The following is a 19,412-nucleotide window of genomic DNA, read 5'->3' as shown; positions in this document are numbered from 1 at the left end:
AATATTGACAATTTTAAATAAATGTAATATAATTTAAAATATTGATATATATATTACATATATTGGATATATGACTTTGACTCGACAAATAACCCATCAACTTATTGATAATACTCCATTTTTCACTAAAAAATTTTTTAAATAATTGTAATATATCAATATTGTGGAGACTACTCAATATTGTAGGTACTACTTCTCCAATTTAGGTTAAATATGTGTAGTTATAATTATTAAAAAATTTGTAGAAATATGTATACTAAAATGCTATAATAACATAATATGGAAGGAATGATCTTATGGGTATGAAAAAGAAGATAATAGTTACTTTCTCAGCAATACTATTATTATTTTCAGTAATAATATCTTTAGTTGTTTATGATAAAATTAATGGTATTATTTATGATAATTACAGCAAAAATATAAAGTCCAGTGCAGAATTAGGATATTCATATTTAGATTCACAATATAAAGGAAATTGGTACATAAAAGATAATAAGCTTTATAAAGGCGATACAGTAATTAATGATAATTTTGCCATACCGGACAATATAAAAAAGACTACAGGTTTTTATGTTACTATATTTATGAATGATACTAGAGTGTCAACTAATGTCTTAGAGGAAAATGGAAAGAGAGCTATAGGCACAAAAGCATCCAGTGAGGTAATTGATAAGGTATTAAAAAATCGACAAGATTATATAGGTACGGCAAAGGTGGTAGGACAAGTTGCCATAACTTATTATAAGCCAATTGTTGATTCTAATGGAAAAGTAATAGGTATGTGGTTTATAGGTGCTAACAAAACTTCAGCCAATAAAGAGATAATGACAATAATGATTTTTGTAATCAGTATCATAATTATTATGCTCTTAATAAGTATAATTACTTCATATTTTTTTGGAGATACCATAGTAAAAACTATTAATGCTGTTAAAGAAAGTTTAAATAATATGTCAAATGGAGATTTCACTAAAGAAATATCTAAAAAACATTTGACGTTAAAGGATGAAATTGGTGATATGGCAAGAGCAGCTTTAAAATTGCAGCAAGATATGAGGGGAATAATTAAAATTATAATGGAAGAGTCATCCAATATAGATGAAGTTTTAAATTTTTCTCAGAAAAGTATTAGGAACCTAAATGAGAGCATAGAAGACGTATCTGCAACTACAGAGCAACTATCAGCAGGTATGGAAGAAACAGCAGCTTCTATGGAAGAAATGAATGCAACTTCACAGGAAATTGAAGGTTCAGTAGCTAATATGTCAAAGAAAGCCACAGAAGGGCATAATTCAGCAAGACAAATAAATGAAAAAGCAAATGAATTAAATATTACATTTAAAGCTTCTCAAAAGAATATCGTTGGAGTATATTCAAATACTGAAATAAAACTTAAAGCAGCTATTGAAAACTCAAAAGCTATACATCAGATTAAAGTTTTATCTGATGCTATACTTGAAATTTCTGCTCAAACTAATCTTTTAGCTTTAAATGCAGCAATTGAGGCTGCAAGAGTGGGAGAAATGGGAAAGGGTTTTGCTGTAGTAGCAGAGGAAATAAGAAAATTATCAGAAAACTCAAAAGCTACAGTTAATGAAATACAAATAGTTACTGATACTGTGATGGAATGCGTTGACAATTTAGTGACTAGTTCTAGAGATTTATTAGAACTTATGGACAAACAGGTTATAAATGATTATGAAATGTTTGTAGACAATGGATATAAATATAGTAAAGATGCAGGATATATAGATAAAATTATAACAGAAGTCAGTAATTCAGCACAAGAACTTCATATATCTATAGAGAATGTTTCAAAAGCTGTAAATCAGGTTACTCTTGCAACTAATGAAGGCACTGAGGGGACTACAAATATTGCTGAAAAATCTATGAGTATATCTGAAAAGTCAAATACAGTAGTTAATCTTATAGATAAGGCAAGATTAAGTTCGGATAAGTTGAAAAAGTATGTTGTACAATTTAATATTTAACTAAGGAAAGTATATTAAAAGTAAGGTGTGGTTACTACTAAAGATAATAGCCTTAGAAAAATAAAAATACGTTAGCTATTTATCTAGCTAACGTATTTTTATTATGATAGATACTATTTAATCTTTAAAAAATCCAAAACTACATTTTTAATATCTTTTTTATCACAAACAGTGTTGTGTACCTGTGGTTTAGTGTCAATATCTTTAATGCCTTGTGGTATAGTGTAATTTGCTATTTTACTTAATTCTTTTATTAATTCAAATTCATTTACACCATCGTATTTTTTATCTATGGAACTCATTACAGCTTTAGGGAATTTAAAAGGACTTGCAGTGGATAGTATTACTGTTTTTGTAGTATCCTTAGTATCAGCTGTGTATTTTTTATATACTGAGTAAGCAACAGCAGTATGAGTATCTATGGCTTCCTTATGAGTTTTGTAAAGTTCTGTAATAACATCACAGGTTTCAGTTTCAGAAGCATATCCAGCGTAGAAGTCTTTAAGTTTGTCTTTCATATCTTTATCTATTGTATATTCACCTTTAGTTGATAAAGCTTCCATTAAAGCACTTATTTTCTCTGGATTTTCTCCACTAATAAAATAAAGAAGTCTTTCTAGATTACTTGAAACTAATATATCCATGGAAGGAGAATTAGTAACATAGAATTCTCTATTTCTATCGTATTTTCCTGTATTTATGAAGTCAGATAATACCTTGTTTTTATTTGACGCACATATCAATTTATCAATAGGAAGTCCCATGGATTTAGCAAAATATCCTGCAAGAATGTCTCCAAAATTACCAGTAGGAACTACTACATTTATTTTATCCCCTTCATTTATTTCGCCTTTTTTATATAAATCCAAATAAGCTGAGAAATAGTATACTACTTGAGGAATAAGTCTTCCGATATTAATTGAATTTGCAGAAGAGAACATAAAACCTTTCTCGGCAAGCTGCTTTCTTATTTTGTTATCAGTGAAAATTTCTTTAACAGCTTTTTGAGCATCATCAAAATTACCTTTTATAGCTACTACAAAAGTATTATCACCAGCATGGGTAGTCATTTGAAGCTCTTGAACTATACTAACACCAACTTCAGGGTAGAATACTATTATCTTTGTGCCTTCTACGTTATTAAACCCTTCAAGAGCTGCTTTACCTGTATCGCCAGAAGTTGCAGTAAGGATTAAGACTTCTTTGTCTATACCTTGTTTCTTTACAGCAGTTTTTAATAAATGTGGCAGAATAGATAATGCTACATCTTTAAAAGCTAGAGTAGGGCCGTGATGAAGTTCAAGAAAGAAATCATCACCAATTTTTTTTACTGGAGCAATTTCCTCAGTATCAAATTTATCATCATAAGCTTTGTCTATGCAGCTTTTAAGTTCCTCTTCAGTGAAATCAGTAAAAAATTTACTCATAACAGTGTAAGCCAATTCTTTGTAATTAAGCTTTGAAAATTCCTTTACATTAAAATCTATTTTAGGGATGAAGCTAGGTACAAATAGGCCTCCATCCTCTGCAATCCCTCTTATTATAGCTTTAGAAGCACTAACGGGATCACCATGGCCTCTTGTACTTTTGTATATTAAATTATCCAAAATATTTCCTCCTCAATATTTCTTTTTTCATGTCTTAAGGAACTATAAATAAATAGTAAGTATGCTTCACATCCTTGACTTAATATTTATTTTCAGATACCTAAATGAATTTTTCAACTCTTATTAAATTTTTGATTTCGTCTACTACTTCTAGTTTTTTTAGATCCTCAATGGATTTCATAATATTTCCCTCTAAAGTATCATGAGTAATAAACACTATACGTACAATGTTATTAGCATCCTTCTCACCTTTTTGAATGAAGGAAGATATACTTACATCATTTTTACCTAATATAGTAGAAATCTGGCCTAAAACACCGCTTACATCTTTTACTGTAAGTCTTAAATAGTATCTAGAAGCAAATTCTTCTCTAGGAAGTACGGTTTTCTTTAAATCAGTATTTTCAACTAATGAAATTGAACGCAGTGTCATATCATTTCTTAAAATAGATATTATATCACTGGCTACAGCACTACCTGTTGGAAGGGAGCCGGCGCCTCTTCCATAGAACATTAAATCTCCTACAGCATTTCCCTTTATGAGAATAGCATTAAATGAATCATTTACATTTGAAAGAGGGTGATTTAATGGAATCATAGTAGGATGAACTCTAAGTTCCAGAGAATTACCTCTTTCCTTTGCTATAGCCAAAAGTTTTATTGTATAGCCAAATTCCTTTGCATTTTGAATATCATGAGAAGAAATCTTTGAAATACCTTCTCTGTATATATCATTTACATTTACATTTATTCCAAAGGAAAGTGAAGTCAATATTGCAAGCTTATATACAGCATCATAGGATTCTATATCTGATGTAGGATCAGCTTCTGCATATCCTTTTTCCTGAGCTTCTTTAAGGGCTGTTTCAAAGTCCATACCTTCAAGAGACATTTTAGTAAGAATATAGTTAGTAGTTCCATTTATTATTCCTACAATCTCTTCAATTTTATTTGCAGTAAGACTTTCTTCGATACCCTTTAATATAGGAATACCGCCAGCAACACTACCTTCATAATAGAAGAGCACACCTTCCTTTTTGGCAAGATCTAATAACTCTTTACCCTGAATTGCAATAAGCTGCTTGTTTGCAGTTACCACATGCTTTTTATTTTTAATAGCTCTTAGTATATAATCAGCAGCTGGGTCAACTCCGCCCATTAATTCAACTATTATTTGTATGCTGTTGTCATTTAATATCTCTTCAATATTGTCAGTCAATACTTCTTTAGGAACATCTATTCCTCTATCCTTATTTACATCTTTTACAAGAATTTTAGTTATCTCAATTTCACAGCCAGAACGGCGAATTATTTCTTCAGTATTATTTTTGAATATTTCCCAGACACCTTTACCTACGTTACCTAAACCTAATAAGGCTATTTTAACTTTATTCATAGTATTCTTTTCCCCTTTAATTTATTTATTATTAACATACAGTTACTTCAGTACCATTACAATCAGGTTGAAGCAGTTCTATTCTCCAGGTGGCTTCTGTAGTTTCTAAATATGATTGCATTTTATTAAAAAAATCAGTGTTATTTTTATCCAATACCACCATTAAAGTAGAACCTGATCCGCTGATAAATTCCCCTAAAGAGCCAAATTCCTTAGCTGTCTCAAATATATCTTCTAAACCCTTTATGGATGCACCTCTGTAAGGCTGATGTATTTTATCCTGAAAGCAAGTTCGTAATTTTTTAAAATCTTTATTATAAAATACAGAAATCAATAAAGCCGCTCTAGAAATATTAAAAACACAATCCTCCTTAGTGTATTGGCTAGGTAAAACTTTTCTGCCATTTGAAGTACTCATTTTAAAATCTGGTATTAAAGCCGCAAATATAAGATCTTCTGGTGGATTTATTTTAGAATATACCACCTGATTATTTTCTACTAAGGAAACATCAAGTCCACCTTCTAGTGCAGCAACTACATTATCTGGATGTCCTTCTATTTCTGTAGCTAAATTTAGGATTTCCTGCTTTGACATAATATTATTCATTATATGATTAGCAGCTTTAAGAGCAGCGGCAATACAGGTTGCACTGCTGCCAAGACCTCTTGAAAGTGGCACATCAGCTTTTGTTACGTTTATATAAAGTCCTTTGAATTTATAATCATACTTATCAAAAGCTTTAACCATGCTATTATATATGAGGTTTTCACTTAACGGGATTGAAGAAGGTTTTCCAGCTTCTAAAAATATTATATCTTTATCAGTTTCTTCAATTTCAAATTCATTATACAGGTTTAATGCCATACCAAAGGAATCAAAACCAGGTCCCATATTAGCTGTGCTAGCAGGAACTTTAATTTTTAGCATATTTTCATCTCCTATTCCATTGCAATCAAGTCAGCTTTGATAACATTTTCAGTATTTTTTATGTCCTCTAATAATTGTTCAAGTTTTATTTTTAGATTATATGTATCGAAAGTAATGCTCACATTGGCAGTATTATTAATAGGTATATCTTGGTTTATTGTAAGAATATTAGCATGATTTTCTGCCATTTTATCAAGTATACTTGATAGAGTACCAGCTTTATGGTCAAGAAGTAGATAAATGGCAACTTTATTACCTCTCATGGATTCAGAAACAGAAAACACATAATCCTTATATTTGTAATAAGTACTTCTGCTAATTCCTACAATTTTTACTGCTTCACTTATGTCATGGGCTTTCTTTACATTTATAAGATCCTTAACTTGCATTACTTTTTCAAATATATCAGGAAGTACCTTTGTATCTACCAATAAATATTTACTTTTCATAAGTTTTAATAAATACCCTCCTACTGCTTAAATAATTATTAGAATATTAATTTCTGTCAATGGCTTAAATAATTATTTTAAATACAGTTTTTATTTTAAATGTCTTTCTATAAAAAACAAGTGTTTTTCTATTAAGGATTCCATTGTTATATTATCATAGCTAAACTTATATTACAATGTTAATGGTTAAATTTTAAGTAAGATAAATTTATTTTAAGAATAAATAGCAATTTTATAATTATGTTTTGATTTAATTATCAATAAATCGATATTATGAGTGTATTTTAGAAAGGTATTAAAAGATATTAGAAGTTGTATGCAAATATCTATAGGTAAAAGTTTTATTTAAAGAAGATAGGGTATAAATTGTAATTAAAATTATACATTTCCTTGATAATAGCTATTATAATATTTAAATAAGATAGCTATTTTACTGGTGAAGATAATTTATTGCAATATGTAGATATTGTTTTTGTAAATATTATATGATATTACTTACAGGAGTGTGAAGAGTAAAATAATAATATAAAAAGTTTGTTAATTTTATACATTCTATTGATAAATATACAAAAAATGGAATATAATATTTTAAATGGGTAAATTTAAGTAATATTTATTTTGAGTATAGTCTATTTTGTATTAAGGAAGTGATAGTTTGTATAGTGACAATAATTCTATTATTAGAGTAACAGACGACAGTTTAATAAGGGACTCTTTTGAAACGTACGAACAGTTTAAAGAACGTATTGAAGATCTTAAATCAATTAGTATAGGTAAAGCAGAGGTATTAGCTAGTACCTATGACATCCAGTCGGGTATTTGCTACATTAATGTAGAGTTTTATAAATGGAATTCTATAATGAAAATTAATTGCAGCTATTTATATTTTGTTTTTCAAGATGAAGGAACTGATGTTGTTGAAAGTTTTAATGATCGATATACAATAAGAGCTAAATTAAAGGTAAAAGGTGAAAAAGTTTATGTGGACACAGATAGTATGGAAATATGTATAGAAGATATGGAATTAAAAGTTCATGCTATAAGCTTTTTAAAGGAGCCTTTTGAAAGCTATAATGAGTTTAGGGATAAAATAGTAAATATAAAAGACATGCCCCTAGGTAAAATTACTGTAGAAAGAGAAAATTATGATATAAATACAGGTGTTTTTGAAATAAAAGTAGATTTTAACACTTTTAAAGAAGTAAAACTTCCCAATATAAGCTTATTCTATATGGTTATAAATAAGGATGAAGCAGCGGAGTTCTATAAAAATAATAATTCATGTACTCTATATGGTGGATTAAATTATATAAATGAACAAATATATATAGATATTCAAGAAATCTACATACTATGGAAAGAAAATAAAATTAGTGTACATGCTGCATTTTTCGATAGTATATTTTTTGATACAACAGAAGAATACACAAATCAAATAAAAAACTTAAGTTTGTTGTCGGCAGGTAAGGCTAGTTTGAATGTAGATAAATATAATAAAAGTGCGGAAATTTTCCCAATATCTATAGAATGGAAGGATTGGATAAGAGAATATGTTTCAGATATAAAAGAAACTTATATTGAATCGGATGTGAGACTTTCAAAGGAGCTCTATGAATCTGGAGATAAATATTTAGTTTATGTAATATTAAGATATGATAACAATACTATAAGTGTAGAGAGAATAAAATTGATAAATTTTAATGGGGATATAGAAGTTAAATTTAAGACTATGGAAAAATCTATAAGTAATACTAGGCTTGAAGAATGTTCACCTATAGTAGATGTTATTGCCTATGATGCCAATAATGATGAAGATGACTATGCTATTAATGAAAAATTTGAGTTTATTGATGGAATTGCACTGATGAAAGTCAATGGCAGGTATACTTATGTAGATTCTCAGGGAAAAAGATTGGGGATTATAAATGAAAGATTAATGAGATTTATAGATAGTAAAGGAAAATATGGTTACCTAGATAAAGAAAATAGGGTAACTATTATAAAGCCTTATTTTGATTATATAGGAACTTTTAATGATAATCTTGCCAGAGTAAATATTAATGATAAATGGGGATATATAAATGAAGAAGGACAAGTGATTATAAAGCCTACATATGAACTTGTAAGAGATTTTCATGATGGTTTTGCCGCAGTAAAAGTTAAATCTATTATAGGAAGCAAGTGGGGATATATAAATAAATTAGGTGAAATAGCTATAAAACCTAAATTTGACGAGGTAGGAGAATTTTGCAATGGAGTTGCCTACGTAAAAGTTAAAAGTATTTTGAAGGGAATTAAAGAAGGGTTTATTTACAAAAATGGTGAATTTCATGATTGTGTAAAAATATAAATAGAATTTTAGATTTAACTAAAGTTTTTATTTAAAGCATTAGGAATAAATAACTAGTCAGTATAGATGCCTAAACTAAGAATAAGTTGAATATGAGGAAAAATAAATAAGATAATATAATTAGAAGAGTGCTGTAATCGAGTAAGACTTACAACACTCTTATTTTAGATGATTTCAATCTGCAAAAGGCTAATAAATTATCTAGGTAAATTTAAAACTATAGCTTTAGGTCTGCTCATTGCTTCAATGCTATAGCGTATACCTTGAGTACCCATACCAGAAGATTTAACACCTAAGAAAGGAAAGTGATCTGGACCTCTCTCAGTTTTGTTGTTAATCTGTACAGTACCAACTTCAAGCTTTTTAGCTATATAAAATGCATCATCAATATTTCTTGTAAATACAGAAGATTGAAGACCATATTCAGATTTATTTGCAATGGAAATGGCTTCTTCTATATTATTAATGCGTATTATAGGTAGTACTGGTCCAAAGGGTTCTTCCCAAGCAAGTCTCATGTCTGTAGTTACATTGTCAAAGAGGGTAGGGTAAATTAAATTTCCTTCTCTTTTATTTCCAAGCAGAAGCTTAGCGCCTTTAGTAAGGGCATCATCAATTAAACCTTGCACAAAATCTGCTGCTTTAGAATCAATTAAAGGTGTTATATCAACTCCATCCTTAGGATTTCCAACCTTTAGCTTACTAACTCGTTCTTCTATTAAATTTATTAATTTATCTGCAACTTTATCTATTACTAAAACTCTTTTAACGGCTGTGCATCTTTGACCGGAATAGCTGTAAGCTCCTGAAACAATATTTTTAGCAGCTAATTCTAAGTCTGCATCCTCAAGAACTATAGCAGCATCTTTTCCGCCAAGTTCCATTAGCATAGGTATCATATTGGCCTCTTTTGCAATATGTTTGCCTACTTCTGTGCTGCCTGTAAAATTAATGAAATTTACATTCTTGTGTGTAACTAAATAGTCACCAATTTCAGAGCCTCTACCAGTAACTGTATTGAGAACCCCTTTAGGAAGTCCTGCTTTGTTAAATACTTCTGCTAAATACAATGCACTGATAGCACCTTGTGTAGGGGGCTTTAACACCACACTGTTTCCAGCTATAAGTGCAGGGGCAATTTTTGAAGCAGAAAGATTAACAGGATAGTTAAAGGGAGAAATTGATAAAACAACGCCTAAAGGAACTCGTGTAACAAAGGATAATTTATTTTTATTAAAGCCAGGAAAATTATCTCCCCCTATGGTTTCTCCTTCAATATGTTTTCCTTCATTGGCAGTAAATTTTATAAAATCAACAGTTCTCTTAACTTCTGATACAGCTGATTTAGAGTCCTTGGCAATTTCACGCTGCATTATTTGAGCAATTTCATCTACATTTTCTTCTAAAAGTTCTGCAGCTTTATAAAGCACTTCTGCACGCTCATTTATTGGAGTTTCTCCCCATTTAATTTGAGCAGCTTTTGAGTTTTCAAGTATTTCATTTACTTCTTCCTGGGAAAGAGATTGAATTTCACCAATTACAGTTTCATCTACAGGTGATTTTAATTGTATGGTTTTCCCACTTTTACTTTTAACCCATTCACCATTAAATAGGCTTTTGTAATTTTTACCTTCTGATATATTTTCAAACATAAACATACCACCTCTCATAATTGTAAATGTTGATTTTATAGCTTTAATTTTATTTTATTATTTTAAAGTATTTATTATTATATAAATCATAAATTTAACATAATTTAAATATTGACATTTAGAATTATTATATAATTCGAATATTAATATCTATTGTTATATAATAATCATAATAAATAAAATTGTTTTTTGCAAGTAACGAATGAAAATTTATCTTATGTGCTATTATCAAACATTACAATAAATAAGGTGATATATGGTAATATTCTAAATATTGTCCCGTGATAAATAATAAAATTATGCTATAGTTTTTTATTACTTAAAGATTAGCAATATTTTATATGAACTACATTTGCAATTGTGGAAAATATTATATATACTTTTATTATAGGATTAATAAAAGAGGCGATTATTGTGGTTGGTAGTAAAAAAGAAACTAAAAGCCATATTGGCAATTTAGTAAATTCAATAACAAAATTTATTTCTAAGGGAAAAGAAGAGGAATTACGTGAGAAGGTATCCAATGCTATAAAAGAAGAAATTTTTTCAAGGGATATAGAGATACGTTTAAATGCAAGGGATTTTTCAAGTATAGGACTTTTAGATAATTCTACAGAGGAATTAGCTTTTTTGTTTTCAACTATATTTCCTGTACTTATAGATGATAATGGATCAAGATTTAGATTGTATAAACACAAGATAGAGATAGCTTTATCTGGAGAGATGGACGATAGATTCATATATATTCTTTCAGATGGAAGATTAACTTCAGGAGAGTTTAAGTGTTACAGGCTCTATGATGACGAGTATGTATATATAGTGAAAAGAATAATTCAAAATATACCTAGATTACGTGAAAGATTAAAATTGGCATTAAAGGATTTGGATAAGAGCATAGATGATACTATTGCAACTAAAAAACAATTATCGGAACAGCATTTGGATAAAGCAAAAGAAAATGCTGATTTATTGCTGAAAATGTTAGGCAATTAAAAAAATATATTGACAACTCTAAAAAATATTGTATAATTACAGTAAAAGTTACTTTTAGTAAATCTATGATCAGAAGTAGTAAATATGAGAGTTTAATCAAAGCGAGTTTGGAATGGTGGAAGCCAAATATTGTAGCTTATATTGAATGGGTCTGTGAGATGCAATGTGAAATTTTAGTAGCAATAGCCGGTAGTCTACCGTTAAAGAGACAGGATATCGAAATTTTATTTCTGTATCTGTTAAAGAAAAGTTTTGTAATTAGGTGGCATAGCGAAGTTTAACACTTCGTCCTTAAAGGGATGAAGTGTTTTTTATTTTTACATTAGTATAATCTGATGATTAGTGGTTGAAATGGCCCAATATTTATATATGGGAGATAACAACAACGAGTCCTAGATAATCAGTAATGTATAAACTAAAATGCTTGCACTTATAATATAAAATTAAAATGGGTGGCACCACGGTCACTTCGTCCCATATTCCGGGCGAAGTGGCCTTTTTTTAATCTTAGGCATATTCAAATAAATAATTAGTCAGTATGCTAGCTTATTTTGAATCCTACTGCGTCAACAGAACCCTCAGATAGCTCACTATCTTCGGAACCTGTTTCCTTGCAGAATTCAAAATATTCGTCGCATCTTTGACTTACTATTTATTTTCACATGCCTTATTATTTAAAGGAGACGTGAAATTTATGTTCAATTTAACTGAAAAGGAATTTTATGACCAAAGAAAGCTGCATAAAACATTTCCAATTAGTCTTCAAGTTAATGGAGATGAGCTAACTCCAATAACTCTATATTATAATTTACAGGGAAGAAAAAAATTTCTTCTTGAAAGTGTCTATTCTGAAAAAGAAATAGGACGATACTCTTTTATGGGTGCAGATCCTTATATGACAATTAAGAGTTATAAAGATGAGATTACAATATCTGGAGATAATGGCACTAAAACTGTTTATGGAAAAGTGTTAGATTATGTAAAACAGTATGTAAATATAGATTATAATTCAGAAGTTTTCGATATTCCCTTTACAGGAGGGGCAATAGGGTACGTAGGTTATGATATTGTAAGACAATATGAAAAACTTCCAGATAATAATATAGATGAATTAAAAGTTCCCGAAGCAAACCTCATGTTCTATAAAATCTTTATATGTTACGATCATTTTAAACACAATATAAATATTGTCTACAATGTATTTCCAGAGGATAATTCTGACTACAATAAAATAACGGAAACTCTTGATAATATAAAGCAAAGCATAATGAGCGGTAATGTACTGCATCCTCTTGAGGAAGCTAATTTAAATAAAGAATTTGAATCTAATGTTACAGAGGAAGAATATTGTGAAATTGTAGAAAGGGCAAAGGAATATATAAAAGCAGGAGACATATTTCAAGTGGTTCCATCACAAAGGCTAAAATTTAAAAATTCTTCTGAACCTTTTGATGTATATAGAAGATTGAGATCTAAAAATCCATCACCTTATCTTTTCTATATAGATTTTGAAGATTTCCAGATAGCAGGATCTTCTCCGGAAAGTCTGGTTTCCGTAAAGGATAATAGGGTTACAACAAATCCTATAGCTGGAACAAGACCAAGAGGTAAGTCACCAGAAGAAGACGAGAAACTTAAAAAGGAACTTTTAGAAGATGAGAAGGAGAAAGCAGAGCATTTAATGCTGGTGGATTTAGGCAGAAATGATATTGGAAGGATAAGTGAATTTGGCACAGTAAATGTGGATAGATTTATGGAAATAGATCTTTATTCCCATGTTATGCACATAGTTTCCATGGTTTCTGGTGAATTGAAAAAAGAGCTGAATTGTTTTGATGCTTTAAGTTCCTGTCTTCCTGTGGGAACAGTATCAGGAGCTCCAAAGGTAAGAGCCATGGAAATAATAGATGAACTTGAAAATGTGCGAAGAGGAATCTATGCTGGGGCTGTGGGATATTTTTCTCACAATGGAAATATGGATACTTGTATAGCTATAAGAACTATCGTTTTTAAAGATGATTATGCCTATGTTCAATCTGGAGCAGGTATAGTATATGATTCAGACCCTAAAACAGAATACAGAGAAACTCTTAACAAAGCTATGGCAATGAAAGAGGTGATTTAAGATGATACTTATAATAGATAATTATGATTCTTTTACTTATAATTTATATCAATATATAGGAGAAATATTAGCACCCCAGGGGCATGAAGTTAAGGTTGTAAGAAATGATAAAATTAAAGTTGAAGATATAGAGAATATGGATTTAGATGGGATAATACTTTCACCTGGGCCTGGTACTCCGGAAAAAGCAGGAATTTGTGTAGATGTAATAAAAAAGTATGGTGGTAAAATACCGATTTTAGGTATTTGTCTTGGGCATCAAGCTATAGGTTATGCCTATGGGGGAAATATAGTTAGAGCAGAAAACATAAAGCATGGTAAAACTTCTGATATAAAACACAATAGTGAAGGAATGTTTAAGGGAATAAACAATCCAATTAAGGTTATGCGTTATCATTCTTTAGTTGTTGATAAGAATACTTTTCCCAAAGAGCTAACTATTACAGCAGAAAGTTTGGATGATGGAGTTGTTATGGCGCTTAAACACAATAAATATGATATTTATGGATTGCAATTTCATCCAGAATCAATAATTACAGAACAAGGGAAAATTATGATTAAGAATTTTGTGGAGGGGATATGTAATGTTAAAGGAAGCAATAAAGAAAATAAGTAATAAAGAAAATTTAAATGAGGAGGAAGCTTATTCTTCTGTAAATGAAATTATGAAGGGGGAAGCACTTCAATCACAAATAGGCGCATTTTTAGTAGGGCTTAGAATGAAGGGGGAAACTGTTGAAGAAATAACTGGAGCTGCAAGAGCCATGAGAGATAATGCATCTATTGTTAAATTGGAGTCTGAATATGTTATAGACACTTGTGGAACTGGTGGTGATGGAAGCAAAACCTTTAATATTTCTACAGCAGTGGCAATAATTGCGGCCGCAGCAGGAGTTAAGGTAGCTAAGCATGGCAATAGAGCGGTTTCCAGCAGCAGCGGCAGTGCTGATGTGCTTCAGAAATTGGGTATTAACATAGATATAGAACCTGAAAAGGCAAAAAAATTAATTGATGAAAATGGAATGGCATTTTTGTTTGCTCAGAAATATCATTCAGCTATGAAAAATGTAGGACCTGTAAGAAAAGAACTTGGAATACGAACTGTGTTTAATATACTGGGACCACTTACAAATCCAGCCTTTGTGAAGGGGCAGGTATTAGGAGTTTACAGCAAGGAATTAACCCATACTCTTGCAGAGGTACTTTTAAAATTAGGCAGTGAAAAGGCTATGGTAGTTCATGGCGGAGATGGATTAGATGAAATTACAACTACTACAACTACTTATGTAAGTGAGATCAGAGAAGGTAAAGTCATAGATTATGAAATTGAACCTGAAAAGCTTGGTATACCATTAGCAAAGGTGGAAGATATTAAGGGGTCTTCAGCTAAAGAGAATGCTGGTATAATAATAGATATATTAAAAGGAAAAAGAGGACCTAAAAGAGATATAGTAGTTTTAAATACTGCTGCAGCACTGTATGTTGGAAAAGTTGCAGAAAACCTGGAACAAGGTATAAAACTCACTGAAGATATTATCGATTCTGGTAAAGCTTATGAAAAATTAAATGAACTTGTAGAGTACAGTAAAGAGGTGTAAAAATATGATTTTAGATGATATTGTTGCTTACAAAACAAAACAGATAGAAGAAGAAAAAAGAGAATTGCCTCTTAAGGAATTTGAAAATAAAGTACAAGACATAGTTACTAGAGATTTTAAAGCTGCGCTAAATAAACCTGGAATTAATATAATATCAGAAATAAAGAAAGCATCTCCTTCTAAGGGTATAATAAAGCCAGATTTTGATCCTGTAGCTATAGCAAAGGTCTATGAACAAATAAGTATAGATGCCATATCGGTACTTACAGAAAAGAAATTTTTCATGGGCAGCGATGAATATATAGCACAGGTTAAAGGGGTTACCTCAAAGCCCGTACTTCGTAAGGATTTTATAGTAGACGAGTATCAGATATTTCAGGCAAAAAATATAGGGGCAGATGCTATTCTTCTTATAGTTGCAGTACTTGGTAAAAAATTAAAAAGTTTTTATAAATTAGCTAAGGAGCTTGGACTTAATTGTCTTATAGAAGTTCACAGCCGAGAAGAACTGGAGATAGCTTTAGATGCAGAGGGAGAAATTATAGGAGTTAACAATAGAGATTTGAGAGATTTTACAGTAGATTTAAAAACTACTGAAAAGTTTATGAAATATATTCCCAAGGAAACAATTATCGTTTCTGAAAGTGGAATCAAAACTCCAGAAGATATATTGTATTTAAAATCTATTGGAGTAAATGCAGTGCTTATTGGTGAAACCTTTATGAGAAATATAGAGGATGTTCAGGCTGTTGAAGATTTTATACTTAAAGCTAAGGGAAAATAATTCACCTAATGGGGGTTTTTATGACTAAGATAAAAATATGTGGGCTTAAGCGGTTAGAAGATATAGAATATGTAAATGAACTTCTGCCTGATTATGTAGGTTTTATATTTGCTAAAAGTAAGAGGCAAGTTGATATGAAAAAGGCCGAAGAACTTATATCCAAATTAAATGCTGGCATAAAAACTGTAGGAGTCTTTGTAAATGAAGATATAAAAAAAGTAAAAAACATAGCTGAAAATTTAAAATTAGATGTGCTGCAATTTCATGGTTGCGAGGATAAGAAATATTTTTTAGAATTAGATAGATTTACATTGTGGAAATCTGTATCTATAAAAGCAGAGATAAGTAAAGATAAGTCAGATGGCAATTATGGAAAAGCTGATTTGATAAGTAATAGTGAACATTATAGTAATAATAAAGATGTTTTTTATAACTACAAAATAGATGAATATCAAAGTACTTTGAATGGAATTAATAAATATGATATTGAAGCCGTAGTGCTGGATAGCAGTGTTAAAGGTGCAGAAGGCGGAACGGGTATTAGTTTTGACTGGAATGTTATTTCAAAGCTTAATATTGAGAAAAAATTAATATTAGCAGGTGGATTAAATGCAGATAATGTAATTGAAGCCATAAATAAAGTTAACCCCTTTGCTGTAGATGTATCTAGCGGGGTAGAAACAGATGGAGTAAAGGATTTTAATAAAATAAAAACATTTATAGAGAAAGTGAGGAATATTAAATGATTGGAAGATTTGGAAAATTTGGAGGGCAATATGTGCCAGAAACTATAATGAATGCTATTGCAGAGTTAGAAGTGGAATATGATAAAGCAAAAAATGATGAAAATTTTATAAAAGAATTTAGGTACTATTTAAAGGATTATGTGGGAAGAGAGTCACCTCTTTATTATGCTGAAAATTTAACTAAAAAACTAGGAGGAGCTAAAATTTATCTTAAAAGAGAAGATCTTAACCATACAGGAGCACATAAGATAAATAATGCTTTAGGTCAAGTTCTACTTGCAAAGAGAATGGGTAAAAAGAGAGTTATTGCAGAAACAGGAGCAGGACAGCACGGCGTTGCAACAGCAACTATAGCAGCTATGTTTGGATTAGAATGTGAAATATTTATGGGAGAAGAGGATATAAGAAGACAGGCACTTAATGTGTTTAAGATGAAAATACTAGGGGCAAAGGTTACTGCAGTTACGTCAGGTACTGGAACTCTTAAGGATGCTGTAAATGAGACTATGAGAAATTGGGTTACAAGTGTAGATGATACCTTTTATGTTGTAGGAACAGTTATGGGGCCTCACCCTTATCCAACTATGGTTAGAGATTTTCAAAGGGTTATTGGGGATGAAGCTAAAGAACAAATATTGGAGAAAGAAGGAAGATTACCAGACTATATTATTGCATGTATAGGTGGCGGAAGCAATGCCATGGGTATATTCTATCCTTTTGTAGAGGATAAAGAAGTTAAACTTATAGGAGTAGAGGCAGCTGGAAAGGGAATAGATACAGATGAGCATGCAGCCAGTATAACTAAGGGTTCTGTGGGAGTTATTCATGGAATGATGACCTATGTACTTCAAGATGGTGATGGTCAGATAATTCCAGCTTATTCAATATCAGCAGGACTGGATTATCCTGGTGTAGGACCGGAACATGCATATTTCAATGACATAGGAAGAGCGGAGTATGTATCTGCCAATGACAAGGAAGCAGTAGATGCCTTTGTAGAAGTATCAAGAATAGAAGGTATAATTCCGGCACTGGAAAGTTCTCATGCTTTGGCTTATGCTATGAAGTTTGCACCTACACTTGATAAAGATAAAGTAATCATTGTAAATGTATCTGGTAGAGGAGATAAGGATATAAACACTATAGCTAAAGTAATGGGGGTAGAACTATAATGAATAGAATTGAGGCTAAATTTAATGAATTAAAAGACAAAAATGAAAAGGCAATGATTCCTTTTGTAACAGCGGGAGATCCTGATCTTGAAACTACTATTGAACTAGTAAATGCTATGGAAAAGGCAGGAGCAGATATTATTGAACTTGGAGTTCCTTATTCTGATCCTCTTGCAGATGGTCCTACAATTCAGGCTTCTTCCCAAAGATCACTTAAAAATGGGACAACTATAGCTAAAATAATGGATACAGTAAAAAAAATACGTTTAAATACTGAAGTGCCTCTAGTTTACTTGGTATATTACAATTCAGTATTCAATTATGGCATTGAGAGATTTATAAAGGATTGTAGCGAAGTTGGTATAGATGGTGTTATAATACCTGATCTTCCTATAGAGGAGAGGAAGGATATACTAGCATTAGGTGATAAATACAATGTTGCCCTTATACCATTAATAGCACCTACATCTAAAGAGAGAATAAAAAATATAGTTAAAAATGCCAGTGGATTTATATATTGCGTATCAACTAATGGTGTTACAGGGGCTAGAAATGAAATAAAAACTGATCTAAATGAATATATGAGTACTGTGGCTCAATATGCAGAGATACCTAAGGCTTTAGGGTTTGGTATTTCCAGTGCAAAAATGGCAAAGGAATTAAAAGACTACTGTGATGGAATTATAATTGGAAGTGCTATTGTAAAAAAAGTAGATGAATCAAAGGATAAAGAGGAAGCAATTAAAAATGTTGAAAAGTTTGTAAAAGAAGTGAAAAGTGTACTTAAATAAATATTAGTTAGTATTTTAGGAAGATTGCGAACTGAAATTGGAAAAATTTACACCCCAGGGGTGTAAATTTTTCCATCTATTAGTTAGTTCTTTCTCACAATGATGAATTCAAATATGTTTTTTAAATTGTATATGCTTAAAGATATGATATAATAAAAAAAATTATCAAGATAGGAGATGAATGCTATGAGTGATAAAATAGGTGTGTTAATAGGTAAGAACAACGAAACTACCACTATATATGAATCTGGTATTGTGATGGTGTATAAAAAAGAAGCAAAGGAATGGAATGTAGTAAGTGAAATTATTTTTAATATGAATACAGCAGAAGGAATGCAATCTATTCATAAAAAGGTAGAGAAACTTATAGAGAGTTTAGAAGATTGTAAAATTTTTATTGCAAAAAGGGTAGAAGGAGTTCCTTATACTGCATTAAAAAAAGCAGGTTTTACCATAGTGGAAGCAGAAGGAAAGCCTAGTGAATTTTTAGATGAGTTTTTAGAAATCTTTGAGGAGAAAAAAAGGGAGAAGGAGGCTAAAAAAGAGAATATAGAAAATATAGGACCTATAGAAGTTGATAAAGCGGGATATTACTTTCTAGATTTAAAAAAGCTTCAGGAAGAGAACCCTGGTATTAGTTCCAAAAAAGCATTGCTTCCATTTTTGAATGACAAGACCTTTTATGAGCTTAAGGTTTCCTGTGGTCATATACCACCATGGTTTGAAAATGAATTAGCAAAACTGAACATGAAGATGAGTTCTCAGAAAGTAAATGGAGATACTTATGAAGTAAATATAAGCCATAAGGTTTGCAATGAATAAAGAATAAT

General features: G+C 30.6%; 16 protein-coding genes. 11 read left to right on the top strand and 5 right to left on the bottom strand.

Annotation, left to right across the window (positions count from 1 at the left end; translation table 11 throughout):
* Positions 1 to 296 precede the first annotated feature (296 nt).
* The gene (locus ABF633_RS12180; RefSeq protein WP_415524048.1) at positions 297 to 1,991 is read left to right on the top strand and encodes a methyl-accepting chemotaxis protein; all 1,695 of its coding nucleotides are present in this window, start codon (positions 297 to 299) and stop codon (positions 1,989 to 1,991) included.
* A gap of 113 nt (positions 1,992 to 2,104) precedes the next feature.
* Here ABF633_RS12180 and thrC read toward each other — a convergent pair whose 3' ends face one another.
* From thrC to ABF633_RS12160, 4 genes are all read right to left on the bottom strand, one after another.
* Complete coding sequence (thrC, locus tag ABF633_RS12175) at positions 2,105 to 3,598, bottom strand: threonine synthase (RefSeq protein ID WP_415524047.1); 1,494 nt, start codon at positions 3,596 to 3,598, stop codon at positions 2,105 to 2,107.
* Positions 3,599 to 3,698: 100 nt separating this feature from the next.
* A complete protein-coding gene (locus ABF633_RS12170) occupies positions 3,699 to 4,994 on the bottom strand; it encodes a homoserine dehydrogenase (protein WP_415524046.1) in 1,296 nt (431 codons plus the stop codon).
* 31 nt (positions 4,995 to 5,025) lie between these two features.
* Positions 5,026 to 5,922 (bottom strand): homoserine kinase, encoded by an 897-nt coding sequence (gene thrB / locus ABF633_RS12165; RefSeq protein ID WP_415524045.1) that lies wholly within the window; start codon positions 5,920 to 5,922, stop codon positions 5,026 to 5,028.
* An 11-nt stretch (positions 5,923 to 5,933) separates the two neighbouring features.
* Entirely contained in the window at positions 5,934 to 6,371 is a 438-nt protein-coding gene (locus ABF633_RS12160; RefSeq protein ID WP_415524043.1) for an ACT domain-containing protein, read from the bottom strand.
* Positions 6,372 to 7,026: 655 nt separating this feature from the next.
* Between ABF633_RS12160 and ABF633_RS12155 the strand changes: the two genes are divergently transcribed.
* On the top strand, positions 7,027 to 8,721 hold the full coding sequence (locus ABF633_RS12155) for a WG repeat-containing protein (protein ID WP_415524042.1): 1,695 nt from the start codon (positions 7,027 to 7,029) through the stop codon (positions 8,719 to 8,721).
* Between the two features lie 197 nt (positions 8,722 to 8,918).
* Here the strand turns inward: ABF633_RS12155 and ABF633_RS12150 are convergent, their stop codons facing one another.
* Positions 8,919 to 10,373: an NADP-dependent glyceraldehyde-3-phosphate dehydrogenase gene (locus tag ABF633_RS12150; protein WP_415524040.1), complete on the bottom strand. Its 1,455-nt coding sequence runs from the start codon at positions 10,371 to 10,373 to the stop codon at positions 8,919 to 8,921.
* Positions 10,374 to 10,787: 414 nt separating this feature from the next.
* Here ABF633_RS12150 and ABF633_RS12145 point away from each other — a divergent pair, with 414 nt between their 5' ends.
* The 9 genes from ABF633_RS12145 to anfO all read left to right on the top strand — a co-directional run bounded on the left by ABF633_RS12145 (position 10,788) and on the right by anfO (position 19,404).
* Positions 10,788 to 11,366 carry a hypothetical protein gene (locus tag ABF633_RS12145; protein ID WP_415524039.1) on the top strand — a complete coding sequence of 193 codons (579 nt, stop codon included), beginning with the start codon at positions 10,788 to 10,790 and terminating at the stop codon, positions 11,364 to 11,366.
* Between the two features lie 694 nt (positions 11,367 to 12,060).
* Entirely contained in the window at positions 12,061 to 13,491 is a 1,431-nt protein-coding gene (gene trpE, locus ABF633_RS12140) for an anthranilate synthase component I (protein ID WP_415524038.1), read from the top strand.
* A 1-nt stretch (position 13,492) separates the two neighbouring features.
* Positions 13,493 to 14,107, top strand: coding sequence for an anthranilate synthase component II (locus tag ABF633_RS12135; RefSeq protein WP_415524037.1), 615 nt, complete (start codon positions 13,493 to 13,495; stop codon positions 14,105 to 14,107).
* Complete coding sequence (gene trpD / locus ABF633_RS12130) at positions 14,076 to 15,089, top strand: anthranilate phosphoribosyltransferase (protein WP_415524035.1); 1,014 nt, start codon at positions 14,076 to 14,078, stop codon at positions 15,087 to 15,089. The genes ABF633_RS12135 and trpD overlap by 32 nt, the downstream gene beginning before the upstream one ends.
* Positions 15,090 to 15,093: 4 nt before the next feature.
* The gene (gene trpC / locus ABF633_RS12125; RefSeq protein ID WP_415524033.1) at positions 15,094 to 15,873 is read left to right on the top strand and encodes an indole-3-glycerol phosphate synthase TrpC; all 780 of its coding nucleotides are present in this window, start codon (positions 15,094 to 15,096) and stop codon (positions 15,871 to 15,873) included.
* A gap of 20 nt (positions 15,874 to 15,893) precedes the next feature.
* A complete protein-coding gene (locus ABF633_RS12120; RefSeq protein WP_415524032.1) occupies positions 15,894 to 16,619 on the top strand; it encodes a phosphoribosylanthranilate isomerase in 726 nt (241 codons plus the stop codon).
* Positions 16,616 to 17,791: a tryptophan synthase subunit beta gene (gene trpB / locus ABF633_RS12115; protein WP_415524031.1), complete on the top strand. Its 1,176-nt coding sequence runs from the start codon at positions 16,616 to 16,618 to the stop codon at positions 17,789 to 17,791. Before ABF633_RS12120 ends, trpB begins: the two co-directional genes overlap by 4 nt.
* Positions 17,791 to 18,582 carry a tryptophan synthase subunit alpha gene (gene trpA, locus ABF633_RS12110; protein ID WP_415524029.1) on the top strand — a complete coding sequence of 264 codons (792 nt, stop codon included), beginning with the start codon at positions 17,791 to 17,793 and terminating at the stop codon, positions 18,580 to 18,582. The genes trpB and trpA overlap by 1 nt, the downstream gene beginning before the upstream one ends.
* A gap of 186 nt (positions 18,583 to 18,768) precedes the next feature.
* Positions 18,769 to 19,404, top strand: coding sequence for a Fe-only nitrogenase accessory protein AnfO (gene anfO / locus ABF633_RS12105; RefSeq protein WP_415524028.1), 636 nt, complete (start codon positions 18,769 to 18,771; stop codon positions 19,402 to 19,404).
* Positions 19,405 to 19,412 lie beyond the last annotated feature (8 nt).

It is taken from the genome of Clostridium sp., from assembly GCF_047718555.1.
Classification (GTDB): domain Bacteria; phylum Bacillota; class Clostridia; order Clostridiales; family Clostridiaceae; genus Clostridium_I.
The sequence above is the reverse complement of the archived record's forward strand: the minus strand, read 5'-3'. Positions and strand labels throughout refer to the sequence as shown.

Excerpts from the sequence above, each read along its gene's own strand:
- ABF633_RS12180 (WP_415524048.1), top strand. The coding sequence starts at position 297 with ATGGGTATGAAAAAGAAGATAATAGTTACTTTCTCAGCAATACTATTA.
- ABF633_RS12170 (WP_415524046.1), bottom strand. The coding sequence starts at position 4,994 with ATGAATAAAGTTAAAATAGCCTTATTAGGTTTAGGTAACGTAGGTAAA.
- thrB (WP_415524045.1), bottom strand. The coding sequence starts at position 5,922 with ATGCTAAAAATTAAAGTTCCTGCTAGCACAGCTAATATGGGACCTGGT.
- ABF633_RS12160 (WP_415524043.1), bottom strand. The coding sequence starts at position 6,371 with ATGAAAAGTAAATATTTATTGGTAGATACAAAGGTACTTCCTGATATA.
- ABF633_RS12150 (WP_415524040.1), bottom strand. The coding sequence starts at position 10,373 with ATGTTTGAAAATATATCAGAAGGTAAAAATTACAAAAGCCTATTTAAT.
- trpE (WP_415524038.1), top strand. The coding sequence starts at position 12,061 with ATGTTCAATTTAACTGAAAAGGAATTTTATGACCAAAGAAAGCTGCAT.
- ABF633_RS12135 (WP_415524037.1), top strand. The coding sequence starts at position 13,493 with ATGATACTTATAATAGATAATTATGATTCTTTTACTTATAATTTATAT.
- trpD (WP_415524035.1), top strand. The coding sequence starts at position 14,076 with ATGTTAAAGGAAGCAATAAAGAAAATAAGTAATAAAGAAAATTTAAAT.
- trpC (WP_415524033.1), top strand. The coding sequence starts at position 15,094 with ATGATTTTAGATGATATTGTTGCTTACAAAACAAAACAGATAGAAGAA.
- ABF633_RS12120 (WP_415524032.1), top strand. The coding sequence starts at position 15,894 with ATGACTAAGATAAAAATATGTGGGCTTAAGCGGTTAGAAGATATAGAA.
- trpB (WP_415524031.1), top strand. The coding sequence starts at position 16,616 with ATGATTGGAAGATTTGGAAAATTTGGAGGGCAATATGTGCCAGAAACT.
- trpA (WP_415524029.1), top strand. The coding sequence starts at position 17,791 with ATGAATAGAATTGAGGCTAAATTTAATGAATTAAAAGACAAAAATGAA.
- anfO (WP_415524028.1), top strand. The coding sequence starts at position 18,769 with ATGAGTGATAAAATAGGTGTGTTAATAGGTAAGAACAACGAAACTACC.